This window comes from Lentzea sp. NPDC051213 (assembly GCF_044455585.1).
In the GTDB taxonomy this organism is placed as follows: Bacteria; Actinomycetota; Actinomycetes; order Mycobacteriales; family Pseudonocardiaceae; genus Lentzea.
Window position 1 is genome coordinate 456336 of the sequence record NZ_JBITEX010000001.1, and the last position, 13815, is coordinate 470150.

The 13815-nt window shown below is 69.6% G+C and carries 10 protein-coding genes, 3 tRNA genes and 2 pseudogenes; 7 read left to right on the forward strand and 8 right to left on the reverse strand.

Annotation, left to right across the window (positions count from 1 at the left end):
* Positions 1 to 13: 13 nt before the first annotated feature.
* The 3 genes and pseudogenes from ACIA8G_RS02105 to ACIA8G_RS02115 all read right to left on the reverse strand — a co-directional run.
* A pseudogene (locus ACIA8G_RS02105) lies at positions 14 to 349 on the reverse strand (WGR domain-containing protein); the annotation flags it as partial.
* Positions 243 to 3713 carry a WGR and DUF4132 domain-containing protein gene (locus ACIA8G_RS02110; RefSeq protein ID WP_396416395.1) on the reverse strand — a complete coding sequence of 1157 codons (3471 nt, stop codon included), beginning with the start codon at positions 3711 to 3713 and terminating at the stop codon, positions 243 to 245. The pseudogene ACIA8G_RS02105 and the gene ACIA8G_RS02110, both read right to left, overlap by 107 nt.
* A gap of 90 nt (positions 3714 to 3803) precedes the next feature.
* On the reverse strand, positions 3804 to 5345 hold the full coding sequence (locus ACIA8G_RS02115; protein ID WP_396416396.1) for a glycoside hydrolase family 13 protein: 1542 nt from the start codon (positions 5343 to 5345) through the stop codon (positions 3804 to 3806).
* A gap of 297 nt (positions 5346 to 5642) precedes the next feature.
* Here ACIA8G_RS02115 and ACIA8G_RS02120 point away from each other — a divergent pair.
* The 3 genes from ACIA8G_RS02120 (at position 5643) to ACIA8G_RS02130 (ending at position 5942) form a co-directional block, all read left to right on the forward strand.
* Positions 5643 to 5715 (forward strand) — tRNA-Gln (locus ACIA8G_RS02120).
* A gap of 2 nt (positions 5716 to 5717) precedes the next feature.
* A tRNA-His gene (locus tag ACIA8G_RS02125) sits at positions 5718 to 5794 on the forward strand.
* A gap of 75 nt (positions 5795 to 5869) precedes the next feature.
* A tRNA-Cys gene (locus ACIA8G_RS02130) sits at positions 5870 to 5942 on the forward strand.
* A 103-nt stretch (positions 5943 to 6045) separates the two neighbouring features.
* Here the strand turns inward: ACIA8G_RS02130 and ACIA8G_RS02135 are convergent.
* Positions 6046 to 6636, reverse strand: a pseudogene (locus ACIA8G_RS02135) (inositol monophosphatase family protein); the annotation flags it as partial.
* A gap of 56 nt (positions 6637 to 6692) precedes the next feature.
* On the opposite strand from ACIA8G_RS02135, the gene ACIA8G_RS02140 reads away from it, so the two are divergent.
* Positions 6693 to 7625: a DUF5937 family protein gene (locus ACIA8G_RS02140; protein ID WP_396416397.1), complete on the forward strand. Its 933-nt coding sequence runs from the start codon at positions 6693 to 6695 to the stop codon at positions 7623 to 7625.
* Here the strand turns inward: ACIA8G_RS02140 and ACIA8G_RS02145 are convergent.
* Positions 7609 to 8226 carry a hypothetical protein gene (locus tag ACIA8G_RS02145; RefSeq protein ID WP_396416398.1) on the reverse strand — a complete coding sequence of 206 codons (618 nt, stop codon included), beginning with the start codon at positions 8224 to 8226 and terminating at the stop codon, positions 7609 to 7611. The two genes, ACIA8G_RS02140 and ACIA8G_RS02145, sit on opposite strands and share 17 nt — an antisense overlap.
* Positions 8227 to 8297: 71 nt before the next feature.
* On the opposite strand from ACIA8G_RS02145, the gene ACIA8G_RS02150 reads away from it, so the two are divergent.
* Entirely contained in the window at positions 8298 to 9047 is a 750-nt protein-coding gene (locus ACIA8G_RS02150) for a DUF1684 domain-containing protein (RefSeq protein ID WP_396416399.1), read from the forward strand.
* Here ACIA8G_RS02150 and ACIA8G_RS02155 read toward each other — a convergent pair.
* A complete protein-coding gene (locus ACIA8G_RS02155; RefSeq protein ID WP_396416400.1) occupies positions 9044 to 9742 on the reverse strand; it encodes an aminoglycoside 3'-phosphotransferase in 699 nt (232 codons plus the stop codon). The two genes, ACIA8G_RS02150 and ACIA8G_RS02155, sit on opposite strands and share 4 nt — an antisense overlap.
* 95 nt (positions 9743 to 9837) lie before the next feature.
* On the opposite strand from ACIA8G_RS02155, the gene ACIA8G_RS02160 reads away from it, so the two are divergent.
* Complete coding sequence (locus tag ACIA8G_RS02160) at positions 9838 to 10182, forward strand: peptidase inhibitor family I36 protein (protein WP_396416401.1); 345 nt, start codon at positions 9838 to 9840, stop codon at positions 10180 to 10182.
* Positions 10183 to 10184: 2 nt separating this feature from the next.
* Here ACIA8G_RS02160 and ACIA8G_RS02165 read toward each other — a convergent pair whose 3' ends face one another.
* Positions 10185 to 11045: a hypothetical protein gene (locus ACIA8G_RS02165; RefSeq protein WP_396416402.1), complete on the reverse strand. Its 861-nt coding sequence runs from the start codon at positions 11043 to 11045 to the stop codon at positions 10185 to 10187.
* 334 nt (positions 11046 to 11379) lie between these two features.
* On the opposite strand from ACIA8G_RS02165, the gene ACIA8G_RS02170 reads away from it, so the two are divergent.
* Complete coding sequence (locus ACIA8G_RS02170; protein WP_396416403.1) at positions 11380 to 12732, forward strand: pyridoxal phosphate-dependent decarboxylase family protein; 1353 nt, start codon at positions 11380 to 11382, stop codon at positions 12730 to 12732.
* On the opposite strand, the gene ACIA8G_RS02175 is transcribed toward ACIA8G_RS02170, so the two are convergent.
* Positions 12713 to 13732 (reverse strand): LacI family DNA-binding transcriptional regulator, encoded by a 1020-nt coding sequence (locus ACIA8G_RS02175; RefSeq protein ID WP_396416404.1) that lies wholly within the window; start codon positions 13730 to 13732, stop codon positions 12713 to 12715. The genes ACIA8G_RS02170 and ACIA8G_RS02175 overlap by 20 nt on opposite strands.
* Positions 13733 to 13815 lie beyond the last annotated feature (83 nt).

Below are 13815 nucleotides of genomic sequence, written 5' to 3' on the forward strand. Positions count from 1 at the left end.
CGTGCCCCTCGGCCGCCTCCGCCGACGGCAGCTCCTTGGTCTGGGTCTGCCCGGCCGCCCCCAGCCGTCCGAACCGGACGGTCACGGACGACCCGTCCCGCCCGATCTCCCAGAACTTCGCCGAGCCTGAAGCGACGAGCTCCCACCTGCGCACCGCGATCCCCCTGAATCCGATCCTGAGTTGATGTCGGCGACCGTACTCAGCCGGTCTGACAATTTTGTCGATCACCAGAACGCGCAGGTCATGCCTGCAGCGAAGCCAGTTCCGAGAGCAGTTCGGAGGCGGTGATCGGGTCCACGTCGAAGCTGGCCGGCCCACCGTCCGGGGGTGCGACCCAGTCGCCTTCACCGCTTTGCGAGAACCACAGGGCGCTGAACCCGACCTCGGGGAAGACGTCGATCGCACCGATGGCGATGCCGGGATCCAGCTTGGCGATGAGGGCGCCGCCGGCGGGCAGGGGGCGGGTGATCCATTCTTCGACGCCGTTGTCCAGGACTGGGCCGCGGACCCAGCCCCGGTTCGTGAGGCCGAGGACCTTGCCCACCGGCACGGGGTGCCCGACGTACTTCTGCAGTTGCGGGATGCGGTCTTCACCGGGGACGAAGGCGTGGGTCGGGCGGCCCAGTTGCGGGAAGGGTTGCAGGATCTCGTAGTCCGCGAACACCTCACCCCACGTCTCCAGGGTGCCGGTCAGGTCCACCGGGTGGGCCACGCGGACGGTGGCTTCGCCGGGGAGGGCGAACTCCTCGTCGCCCGCGCCTGCCAGGGTGCGGTCCTCGGCCACGCGGAAGGACAGGCCCTCGTCGGTGACCCACACCAGGCGGCGGACCACGTGCCACAGCAGCGGATGGGCCACCAGGACGGTGCGGAACTCGGCGGCCGTCCAGGTGCGCTGGTCGACCATCGCGCGTTCGAGACGGTGGATCTGGTCGGCGGCGACTGTGCGGACGTCCTTCTTCAACGCCGTGAAGCGCTTGTGTTCCTGGGGAGCCAGGTCCTGGTCGTCGCGCGCACCCGGCTTGGGGAGATCCTTGCGGCGCTTGCCGTCCGGGTCGAGGACGTAGGGCTTGAGTTGTTCGTCGAAGCCGACGGTGAACTGGCGGGGGCCGTAGTCGATCACCAGGGTCGCGGCGTCGTCCAGGCCGAGGCGGGGGACCAGGCGGTCCGACAGCTGGTCGCGGGACAGGCCCAGGCCGGCGGCGATGTCGGCCACCTTCTCCTGGGCGCGAGCCTTGAGGCCCTTGAACTTCACCCTCTCCGCGATGCTGTTCAGGTGGGCCAGGGCGGTCTCGGTGCCGATCTGCGCCAGGACGTCCAGGCCCGCCACGGCCTTGGCGTGCTGGCTCTCGCCCGGCCAGGCGCGGAGGACGGGCGCTAGCCTGCGCACGGTGTCGTCGTCGCCGAACCAGCCGAGTGCGGTGAGGGCCCAGCCGTCCTTCGCCGGTGCGTCCTCGTCCTGCCAGCGGCAGAAGACCGCCCAGGCGAACTCCGCCAGCGACTCGCGGTCGCACACCTGGGCGGCGGGTGGCAGGCCGGCGTACACGGCGTCCGGTTTGGACAGTGCCGCGGTCATCAGGAGGTTCTTCGCCGCCTCCGCCGACAGAGCTGAATCGCGGTCGGTCAGCAGGATCTGAGGCAACAGGCGGGTGTCGGCCCACTCGCTGATCACCGGCAGCTTCGCCGGGAGGACGTCGATCGGATCGACCTCGACCAGGGTTCGGATCGCTGAGCCCGCCTCCTCGCCGAGCGAGGTGGCGATGGCGACGACGTCGAGGCCGGTCTCCAGGTGCAGGTGGCGCAGGGCGAACTCGGCGTTGCGGCGGTGCGGGCCCGCCACGCCCAACGCGGCGGGCAGCAGGAGGCGGGCGGCCGTCTCGCCGTGGCGGGCGAGCCAGGACACGGCGAACGTGCGCGCGGTTTTGAGGCGTACCAACCAGTCCGCCATCAGCTCGGCCACCTCGGCGGTGGCGAACGGGAGCAGGACCACGCCGGACACGTGCGGGTCGCGCGCCGCCAGGCGCAGCATCGCGGGGAGGGCGTCCATCTCGAACCGGGCCGTGATGCGCTTGCCCCAGTTCTCGCTGTCCCAGGTGTCACTGGGCACCCAGTCGGCGAGCAGCGGACGGGCGAGCTCCTCCGGCCCGGCTTCGAAGAGCCGGTGGTCGTGGCGGGGGTTCCTGCGGGAGCGGACCTCCCCGGCGAAGTCCTGCCAGTGCTGGGCGGTCCACGTGGTCCAGGGGTTGCTGAACTCCAGCCACTTCTCGTGTTCGCCGTCCAGCCACGAGATCCGCGCGGCGGGCACCGGAAGATCCTTCAGCACCAAGGGCTTCGGTTGCGGACGGCGGTGCGCCCACGGCGGATCGGCCAGCACTCGGGGCAAAGCAGAGACCGGTGCGTCCGGCAGGGTGAGCAAGCTCGTCTCGGCCAGCAGCGCGGCGGTGGCCGGCGGCAGCGCGAGGTCCGGGTGGTGCAGCAGGTGCACTCGGAGCAGGTGGCGGATCTCCGGGTCACCGGCCGCGCGCGGTGCCAGCAGACGGGCCGCACGCAACGGGAACGCGGCCATCGCGGACACCAGCGCGGACCGCACGTACTTCTCTTTCAGGCGGTTCAGCAGCAGCAGGAACGCCTCATCGGTCGGCAGCGCCGCCAGCACCTCCAGCGCCCGCTTGCGCTGCACCGGGAGCCACTCCGCGTTCGACCGCAGCTCCGCGTCGAGCACCGGTGCGAGCGCGGGACCCAGGAGGTGCAACGCGGTGTACATGGCGACGTCCGACCAGATCAGGTGGTCGACCTGCACACGGCCGAGCTGCTCCGCCGTGCTCGCCGAGCACCACACCAGCCAGGACGGCCCCCGCGGAACGGCGTTCGCCTCCTCGAACCAGTCGTGCCGCGTCGGGGCCAGGAAGGCCCGCGCGATCTGGCCGAACCACGTGTCGCCGACGGTCTCGAGCTCGGCCAGGGCCGCGTCGTACGTCGCAACGTCCGCGGCCGCCAGCGCGGTGCGGACCTGGGTCAGCACCCTCTCCTCGAAGGTGTCTTCCGTGACGTGGTACGGCATCTCCCAGTGCAGGTGGTTGCCGGACCACTCCTCGGTCTGCCAGTCCTTGAAGTTGCGCACGTGCCCGGTCGCGTAGTGCACGGCCGCCGCCGCGGCGAACGGGAGGCCGAAGTCCTCGATCCACCAGTGCACCGGCGAGTCGGCGGTCTGGGCCACCTTCGCGAGCATCGCGGCACCACGGGGGTCTGGGCGGCCTTCGAGCTGGGCTCGCAGCACCCGCAGCAGGTCGGCGTCGGAGTCCGGGTGGGCCAGCACCTCGGCTATCTTGTCGCTGTAGGCCGCCACCTGAGCGCGAAGTTCCTGCGCCAGCACGGAATCCACCACGAACTCCGGCAACGGTCTCGCGTCCCGCCGGCGTCTGGCCTGCCGCAACCACTCCGCGGGCATCACCCACGTCTCCTCGTCGCGAGGAGGCTGAGGTGACACCGCGGGAACAGCCTCAGGTGCGGATTCGGTGCTCTGGTAGCCCTTCTTCTCCTTCTCCGCCACCAGTTTCGCGACGTGCGCCTCGGCCGCCTCCACCGAGGAGAGCTCCTTGGTCTGGGTCTGCCCGGCCGCCCCCAGCCGGCCGAACCGGACCGTCACGGACGAGGAGTCCCGCCCGACCTCCCAGAACTTCGCCGAGCCACCCGCGATGAGCTCCCACCTGCGCACTGCCATCCCCCTGAATCCGATCCGGAGCTGATGTCCACCGACCGTACCCAGGGGGTCTGACAGTTCTTGTTGATCAGGCGAAAGCGCAGGTCAGAGCTTCCACCAGACGGCGGTGTCCGGCGGCAGGAGCAGCTGACCGTCCCGCACCCCGTAGTACGACGACGCCAGCAGCACCGCGCCGGGATCCGGCAGCTCGACGACCTCGCCGGACAGGTTCACCGCGCACGCGACACCCTCCCGCTCGAACCACAGGACGTCGGCTGGCCCGTCCACCCACGTGAGGCCGGCACCGAGCGCGGGGTGCTCGCGGCGAACGCGCAAAGCGGTGCGGTAGAAGGACAACATCGAGTCCTGGTCATCCGCCTGGGCCTCCACGCTGAGCTTGGCCCAGTCCGCCGGCTGCGGCAGCCACGATCCGCCGGAACCGAAGCCGAGCGACTGCCCGGACGTCGTCCAAGGCAGCGGCACGCGGCACCCGTCCCGGCCGCGTTCGGTGTGCCCGGACCGTTCCCACATCGGGTCCTGCAGCACGTCGTCCGGCAGGTCCAGCACCTCCGGCAGGCCGAGTTCCTCGCCCTGGTAGAGGTACACCGACCCCGGCAGCGCCAGCATCAACGCCAGCGCAGCGCGCGCTCGCCGCACACCGGTCTCGCCGCCGCCGTACCGCGTCACGTGCCGTTGCACGTCGTGGTTGGACAGCACCCACGTAGTAGGCGCACCAACAGGTGCGACCGCCGCCAACGACGAGTCGATCACCGACCGCAGCGCCTGATGCGTCCATTCCGCGGTCAGGTAGTGGAAGTTGAACGCCTGGTGCATCTCGTCGGCACGCAGGTACAACGCCGTCCGCTCAGCCGAAGGCGTCCACGCCTCCGCCACCAGCACGCGCTCACCTGGGTAGGAGTCAACGACCGTGCGCCACTCACGGTGGATCTCGTGCACACCGTCCTGGTCGAAGAACGGCAACGCCTCCGTGCCCAGCAGCTTCAGCTGGTCCGCGTGCCCGATGTCCGGCAGGCCGGGCGCCTTGATCATCCCGTGCGCCACGTCCACCCGGAACCCGTCGACGCCGAGGTCCAGCCAGAACCGCAGCACGTCGAGGAACTCCGCGCGCACCTCCGGCAGGTCCCAGTTCAGGTCCGGCTGCTCGGGCGCGAACAGGTGCAGGTACCAGGAGCCGTCGGCGACCCGCGTCCACGCCGGCCCGCCGAACACCGACTCCCAGTCGTTCGGCGGCTGGTCCCCGACGCCCGCGCGGAAGATGTACCGCTCACGGCCACGCCCGGCCAGCGCCTCCTGGAACCACTCGTGCTGGTCGGAGCTGTGGTTCGGCACGATGTCGACGATCACCCGGATGCCCATCGCGTGCGCGTCCGCGACCAGCGAACGCACGTCGTCGAGCTCACCGAACAGCGGGTCCACCGCGCGGTAGTCCGCCACGTCGTAGCCGCCGTCGGCCATCGGCGACGCGTAGAACGGCGTGATCCAGACCGCGTCGACGCCCAGGTCGCGCAGATGGGGCAGGCGTGAGCGGATGCCGGGCAGGTCACCGACGCCGTCGCCGTTCGAGTCGGCGAAGCTGCGCACGTAGACCTGGTAGATGACGGCGTGTCGCCACCAGTCCTGGGACATGTCCTGAGCCTTCCGATGGGGTGTGTCAGCGGTCCAGGAAAGACGTTGCAAAAGTTTTCCGCAAGTCGGCTTGAGGATTACTAAAGAAACGGGTCATGATCTGCAAACTTTTGCAAGCCTGAATAATGCGTTGCGCCGCCGCACCACCATCCGTCAGAGTGATCGCAACGAACCGGAGAAGGGAGCCAGCCGTGATGCAGCACATGTGTCATCAGCACGTCTGGTGCTCCTCGGCATGATCTGACTCATGTCCCGGGGAGCCGTCCCGTCGCCGCTGCGACGAGGCGGCTTTTTTGTTGCCCGTTGGTCCAATTGGCACGGATACCGCGCTCTGAACGCGGAGATCGAGGTTCGAGTCCTCGACGGGCAGCTGTGACCGAAGCCGAAGCAGACGAGGCGCCAGGTTGTGATCCTGGTCGAAGCCGGTGCGAGTCCGGTCGGTCACCCCATCGCGCGGGACCCGGTGGTCATCCGGAGCTCATAACCCCGGAGTGCCTGGTTCGACACCAGGACGCGCGATGCCCGACCCACGTCACGACGGTCGTGTAACGGTTTGCAAAGCCGTAGGACTGGGTTCGACTCCCAGGTGGGTCTCCAGAAGGGTGAGGAAGGCGTCGTGCAGGACACCGTTGGTGGCCAGCACGACGCCTCCGGCCACGGTGACGCGGCCGCCGGCCTCCTCCACCAGCACCGGCAGGCACGCGAGGTCGAACTCGTCCAGGTCGGCACCGGCGACGACCACTGCGTCCACCTGACCTGTGACCAGATGCAGCACCGACGTGGCGTTGTCCACCACCACACAGCGCTCCAACACAGGCTTCTTCTTGCCGTGCAAGCACACCCGTGCGCCGTCGACGGCGTCTCGTGTGGACACACGGGCCACTTCTTCACGCTTGCCCCGGAAAACCCGGCAGCCGATGCCGCGCCCGGCCGCCATCGTGATGCCCAGCGACGGCATCACCGAGACCGCGAGCGCGTTCTCCAACGCCAGGTCCACCGAGTAGGTCGGCCTCCCGCGCACGAAATCGGCCGTGCCGCTGATGGGGTCGACGAGCCAGCGGCGTCCGGAGGTGCCGCGCCGCTCGGGACGTTCTTCTCCGGCGACACCGTCGTCCGGCACGGCCTCGGCCAGCCGCCTGCGCACCAGATCCTCGACCGCCAGATCGGTCGCCGTCACCTCGCTGCCGTCCGCCTTGTACCGCACGTGCAGGGTGTCCGAGACGAACGCCACCTTCGCCAACTCGGCTGCCTCGTGCGCGATCCGCAACGCCAGCCGCATGTCACTCCACATGCGCAGGAGCTTGTCGGCGACCGCGGTCGCGCGTAACTGATGTAGCGTTGTGCTACATGATCGAGGTGATGCTCGGGGAGTCCGATCTGGCGGACGTCAGGTTCGCCGTGTCCCCGTTGAACGAGCTCACGCTCAGCCTCCGCGTGCTGAAGGACCCGGCCAAGTACCCGTTGCACCTGCCGTGGGTGCGCCAGGTTCGCGACGTGGACCTGGAGGTGCTGCTGGCGCTGTCCACCGGGCGCGGGTGGACACCGGACTTCCTCAGCCCTCGCCCGCGGTCGCCGTTCACCCGGATCGAGGACGAGTTCGCCGAACTCCGCGAGGTCTCCACGCGCGCGATGCGGCGGGACTTCCGCGCCGTGCTCGGTGACGTGCCGGCGGTGCTGCGAGACCGCGAACGTTTGCTGGCGGCCCTGGAGTCGTACTGGCACAACGCTGTGGCCGGTCACTGGGACCGGATGCGCGCCGTCCTCGAGGCGGACATCGCCCATCGCGGCCGCGAGATGGCCCAGCGCGGCATGGCGGCGATGTTCGCCGGCATCTCCGAACGCGTGACGTTCGACAGCCCGGTTGTGCGGGTACGGATCGCAGGGGTGGACCCGTGGCGCGTCGAGTCGAGGGGGCAGGGCCTCACCCTGATGCCCAGCGTGTTCGTCCGCCGCACTGCCGTTCCCGTCGACCCCGCCGCGCCGCCGTTGCTGATCTACGCCGCCCGCGGTGCCGGCACGCTGTGGGAGACCGGGCGGACCCGCGGCCCCGCCGCGCTGGCGGGCGTGCTCGGCCAGGTGCGGGCGGATCTGCTGGCCGGGCTTGCGGAACCGGGCTCGTCCACCGTCATCGCGCGGCGCATCGGGGTGACCACCTCGGCTGTTAACCAGCACCTCAGAGCGTTGCGCGACGCCGGCCTGCTGACCACGCAACGCCACGGGCGCAGCGTGCTCTACGCCCGGACCGAGCTAGGGCACGCCCTCGTCAGTTCAGCGGTTTGAGGATCTCGAGGGCACGGTCATCTCCGTACTCGAGCCGCAACGAGCCGATGACGTACACGTCAGGGGAGACCCCCTTCTCCTCGATGTCGCGCATCAGCGCGGCGCCCTTTGCCCGCACGACCTCCGCGAGGCTGACCTTCCACTCGCCGCCCTCGTGGTGGAACGCCCAGGTGCCGTCCGACGCCGAGGTGTCCCGGACCTCGAGACCGGTCAGCGCGGTTTCCTCGAGAGGGCTGCCCTCCAGTTCGACGACCAGCGTCAGCAGGTCGTGGGCGGTACCACCGCGGACCACCTCGAGCTTGGGAGAGGCACGCAGCTCGTAGACCTTGAGCCGGTCACCGAACTGCAGGGTGACGAGCTGCTCCTCGGTGCTGCGCAACGCGTGCCCGCGCAGCGTCTCGACGTACTCGGCCGACCGCCTCGACAGCACGGGCAGTGCTTCCTTGCTGTTGGTGGCGTTCCACGCCCGGACGAAGGTGCGGTGCACCTCACGGATCTGCTCCTCCTGACTGATCGACGGCCGCGTGGTGGTGGACACGGGAGGCAGTGCCTCCGAACCACAGGCGGACAGGATCAGCAAGGCCCCCAGTAGCCAGCGCATGGCACCAGACTAGGTCCTTCTCATCCACTGGAACAGGGAAGCGCGGCGGCTCCTGGCCCGTTGGCATGGACATGAGCGGCTTCGCGGAGGACTGGCAAACCTGGAAGACGGAGCGGGAGAAGAGCCTGGCCGACCCGTACGGGTGGCTCGCGCTCGTTTCGCTCGACTGGCTGGAGACGACGCCTCGTGCCTATGACGGCCTACCGGGCGTGTGGTGGCAAGACGACGACGCGGCCTACTTCGACCCGCAGGACGGCACCGAACCGACCCGGTTCGAACTCGTCCAGAGCGGCCCCGGCACCCGCGTCGAGGCAGGCGACGTCGAGATCGAGATCGCCCGGCGCGGCGGCTACCTGATCCGTGTGCACGACCCCAAAGCCCAGGTGTTGCAGGACTTCCGCGGCGTCCCGTCGTACGAGCCCTCGCCGCGGTGGGTGCTGGAGGGCGTCTACGAACCGTTCGACGCACCCATTCCCACCACGGTCGGTGCGGTGGTGGAAGGGCTCAGCCACGTGTACGAAGCACCGGGCCGTGTGCGGTTCACCTACGACGGCGCCGAGCACACGCTGACGGCGTTCAACGGCCGCAACGGCGGGCTGAGCATCCTGTTCACGGACTCCACCAGCGGCGTCACCACGTACGCGGCGAACCGGCAGATCGCCGCGACGCCGAGCAACGGCAAGGTGGTGCTCGACTTCAACCGCGCGACGAACCTGCCGTGCGCCTTCACCGACTTCGCCACCTGCCCGCTGCCACCCGCGGGCAACCACCTGCCGTTCGACGTCGAGGCGGGGGAGAAGACGCCCTACGAGCGGGGTTAGAAGAACTCGTCGAGCAACCGGTACCAGGACAGCATTTCCGGGCGGGGGTTGAGGCCGTAGGCGCGCGTGAACGCGTCCACGGCCTCCTCGCCGAGTTCCCGGTGCACCAGTGCGATGTCGCGGTGCCGATCGGAGACACCGAGCCTCGACACGTCGATCAGCACGGTCGAACCGTCCGGGCGCAGCAGCACGTTCGGCGGGCAGAAATCCCCGTGCGCCACCACGAGATCCTCGTCCTCGGGCGCGGTGGCGATCAGCCGCTCCAGCAACTCGGCGGGCGTCACCCCGCGGTTGTCGTCGTCGAAGTCCTCCGGATCGACCAGGCCCGCCTCGACGTTGCGCCGCGCCTTGTCCAGCACGACAGGAATACGTGCGTCGAAGGGGCACGAGGCGACCGGCAACGCGTGCAACGACCGCAGCACCGTGCCCATGACCGTTCCCGCGAGGACCGGATCGGCGGCGGCCAGCGAGGGTGCTCCGACGTCGGCCAGCACCAGCCAGTCGTTCGCGAACGCCTTGATCTCCGGCACCTCGAAGTGCTCGCCCAGCCACCGCAACCGATCGCGCTCGTCCACGCCGGCGCGCTTGACGTAACTGGACCCCGCCCGCCACACATCTCCGGACAGTCCTTCGTGCTCGTTGGACCAGACCGCGTCCTCGCCGACCGCGGCGAGTACTTCCCCGGGTATCTCCACGCGGACCATTCTGCCAAGTTCCGGTCCGGCAAAGCCTTGACCCGGGCCCCGCAGCGGAGGGATGGTGCCAGACAAGGGGAAACTGGGGAGGACTCATGAAGAAGATCGCTGTTTTGCTGTGCGCTCTGGCAGGTCTCGCGATCACTCCGGCGGCTCAGGCCGCCGCGCCGGACTGCCCGTTCACCGACGCGTTCTGCGCCTGGGAGAAGACCAACTACCAAGGCGCGCGGTTCAACGTCATGCCGATCGGTTCCTCGGCGTGCGTCGACCTCGTCGAACACGGCTGGGGCGGGCGGGTCCGCTCGGCTTACAACAACAGCACCAAGACCGCGTCGTTGTTCGCGAGTGACGACTGCACGGGCCGGCCCTACCCGATCGACGGCAAGACCGGCCAGCCCGACATCACGTTCCAGGCGAACAGCGTTTTCGTCCAGCGCTGACGTCACTCGCAGGCGATGCCGTCCTTGTCGTTGTCCAGCCCGTAGATGTCGCTTCCGGTGACGCGGATCGGGCCTGCCACGTAGGCGGGCCCGTTTCCGCTGCCGCCCTGGCAGTCCACATCGGACGCGATCGGCACGCAGCCGCTGTAGTTGGGGTCGCACTTCGGCTCCGGCTGTGGTGCCGGCTGGGGCTGCGGTTGCGGCTGGGGGTTGGGCTGTGGCTGCGGCTTCGGCTGCGCGACCGCCGGGGGAGTGGTGGTCGTGGTCGTCGTGGTGGTCGTCGTCGTTGTGCTGGTCGGCGGCACCACCGTCGTAGTCGTTGTGGTGGTGGGTGATGCGGTCGTGGTGAGCTCGGACGCGTTGTTCACTTTGGACGGTCCGTCGCTCATCGCCGCACCGACCACGCCGATGGCGAAGACGAACGCGAGCAGGCTGGCCGCACCGATCGCCACCGGCGCCACCCAGGACTTGGCCGGCACCGGCACCACCGCGCCGCGCGGCACCTCGCGCGGCATCCGCAGCACGACCTGCAGCAACCCGTTGGCGCCGCGCTGCACCAGCGCCGCGCACCCGGTCGCGTGGCCACCGGACTCCACGTGCATCAGCACCGGCGCATACCGTTGCGACATCAGGAAAGTGAGCTCACCGACCCGCTGCCCGTCGAGCCGCACCTCGATGCCGCGCTGACCGCGGTACCGGCCGGCGGCGATCATGCACCACGTCAGGTGCACCGCGACCTGCCGCGTCACACCGGCCGGGACGTCGTACCGGGCCAGCACGGGCTGGTGGTGTTCCTCGCCGGTGACGGTCACCGTCACCTCACCGGGCACCATCACCAGACCGGCGGCCGAGTTCTCGATCACTGCAGGCTCCCTCGGAGTGGGCGTTCGTACGCCTGACCATCGAGAGACCACTCCAGGTGTTACCGAGAGTGCCGCGAAGTTGTGCCGAACGGGTGATAATCGACTCCGACCGTCACGCAGCGCTCAAGATCACCGATGTAACCGTTTCCCTCTGCTCCGGGCTGAGACGCGGATCTTCCGGGAGAGCGCTTTCACGCTACTTTTGGCCCATTGGGCTCAAGATCTTCACCCGAGGAGAACAGCATGGCGCTGGACACGCCGTGGCAGGCGTAGTGCGACCTGCACGACGGAATCCCGCGAGCACCAGGCGGGCAGAGGTTCGTACCGTGTGCTCATGTTGCAGCCCGACCGCGAGACCAGGGCCGAGTGGACGAAGACCGTGACCGCCTTCGTCGAGGAGTTCATCGAAGGGCTGGAGGCCGCACCCGCCTCAACACCGGGCACGGCCCTCCTGCCCCCACCACCGGCGGAAACCCCCGGCGAACTCGCTGACCTGCTGGCGCAGTTCGCCGGCGCGGCGAGCCAGGCCGTGGAGACCGCGGGCCCGCGCTATCTCGCCTACTTCCCGGCCGGCGGCCTCTACAGCTCGGTGCTCGCCGAGTTCGCCGCCCAGGCCACCAACCGCTACACCGGCGTCGCGTCCACGGCTCCCGCCCTCGTCGCGATGGAGCACAGCGTGATCCGCTGGCTGTGCGCCGAGTTCGGGCTCCCGGCGAGCGCGAGCGGCATCTTCACGACCGGCGCCTCCCTGGCCACCCTCTCCGCGGTGCACGCCGCCAGGCAGGACCGTCTCGGCAGCCACGATCCGACCGGCACCATCTACGTCACCCCGCACACCCACCACTGCGTCGCGAAGGCCGCCCACATCACGGGTTTCGCCCCGGACAGCCTGCGCGTCGTTCCCACCGATGCCGACTTGCGCATGGACATCCAAGCCGCGCGAGCCATGATCACCGAGGACCGCGACCAGGGGCGCAGGCCGTTCCTGATCGTCGGCACGGCGGGCGCGACCAGCACCGGCGTCGTCGACCCGCTCGACGACATCGCCACCCTCGCCGGCGAGCAGGACCTGTGGTTCCACGTCGACGGTGCCTACGGTGGCGCGTTCCAGCTGACCGAACGCGGCCGCGAGATCCTCACCGGAGTCGGCAAAGCGGACTCCATCGCGTGGGACCCGCACAAGAGCCTCTTCCTGCCCTACGGCACGGGCGTGCTGCTGGTCCGCGACGAGGCGAAACTGCGTGCCGCGCACGTGGCCGACGGCGACTACCTGCAGGACCTCGACCACGGCACTGGCGTGCCCGACTACTCCGACCTCGGTCCCGAGCTGACCCGCGAGTTCCGCGGCCTGCGCATCTGGCTGCCGCTGCACCTGCACGGCGTCGCCGCGTTCCGGGCAGCGCTCGACGAGAAGCACGACCTCGCCGACCACCTGCGCGAACAACTCGCCACGATCCCCGGCCTGGAACTGCTCCCGTCCGACCTCACCGTGGTCGTCTTCAGGTCGGAACACGGCGACGAGGCCAGCGAGGAACTGCTGAGCCGCATCAACGGGTCGCGGAAGTTCTTCCTGTCCAGCACCAGGCTCGGCGGCCGGTTCACGCTGCGCATCTGCGTGCTCAGCCACCGCACCCACCGCGAGCACGTCGACGAGGTGATCGACCTGATCAGGCGCTTGACCGCTTGACGAGGGTCGTGGGCAGCAGCAGCGACGGAGGCAGCCCTTCCTCACCGGCGAGCTCCGCGAGCAGCCGCCACGTCATGGTGCGGCCGAGCTCCTCGACGTCCTGGCGGATCGTGGTGAGCGGCGGCGTCGCGGTCGCGGCGAACACCGAGTCGTCGAACCCGATCACCGCCACGTCCTGCGGCACGCGCCTGCCCTTCGCGTGCAGCACCTGCAGGGCGCCGAGCGCCATGATGTCCGCCGCCACGAACACCGCGTCGAGGTCGGGAGCCTTGCGCAGCAGCTGTTCCATGGCCTTCGTGCCGCTCTCCGGCGTGAAGTCGCCGTGCGCGACCAGGTCGGTGGCGATCCTCGCCTCGCTCAGCCCGCGTTTGAACCCGCTGAGCCGGTCGGCACCGGCGGCCATGTCCTTCGGGCCCGCCACCGTGGCGATCCGCTTGCGTCCCAACGACACCAGGTGCCGCGCGGCCTCGAGTCCGCCGCTGAAGTTGTCCGCGTCCACGAACGGCACAGCCGTGGTCCCGAGCGGCCGCCCTCCGGACACGGTCGGCAGGCCGATCTCGTGCAGCATCGGCACCAGCGGGTCGTCGCCGTGCAGGCTGACCAGCAACGCCCCGTCGACGTGCCCGCTGCTCAGGTACGTGACCAGGTCGTCGGTGTCGGACGGCTGGCTCATCATCAGCAGCAGCTGGACGTGCCTGCCCGCCAGTTCGGCGTGCACCCCTCGCAGCACCCCGGCGAAGAAGGGGTCGGACAACACCCGGCCGGACGGTTCGGACACGACGAGCGCGATCGCGTTGGCGCGATGGCCGGCCAGCGCTCGCGCGGCCTGGTTGGGGGAGTAGCCCAACTCGGCGATCGCGGCGTGCACGGCCTCGCGCGACTTCGTGCTGACGTACTGCTCGTCGTTGATCACGCGCGAGACGGTCGACTTCGACACCCCTGCGACCCGCGCGACCTCTTCGATGCGCGGCCCTGGGCGCCGTTTAGCCGTCTCGGTCATGAACTCATCGTAGGGCGGCCTCGCCTTTCCAGTGCGGCACCCGCGACGGCCGGTCGGCTTCTGCGTGTTCGGGTCTCGGCAGC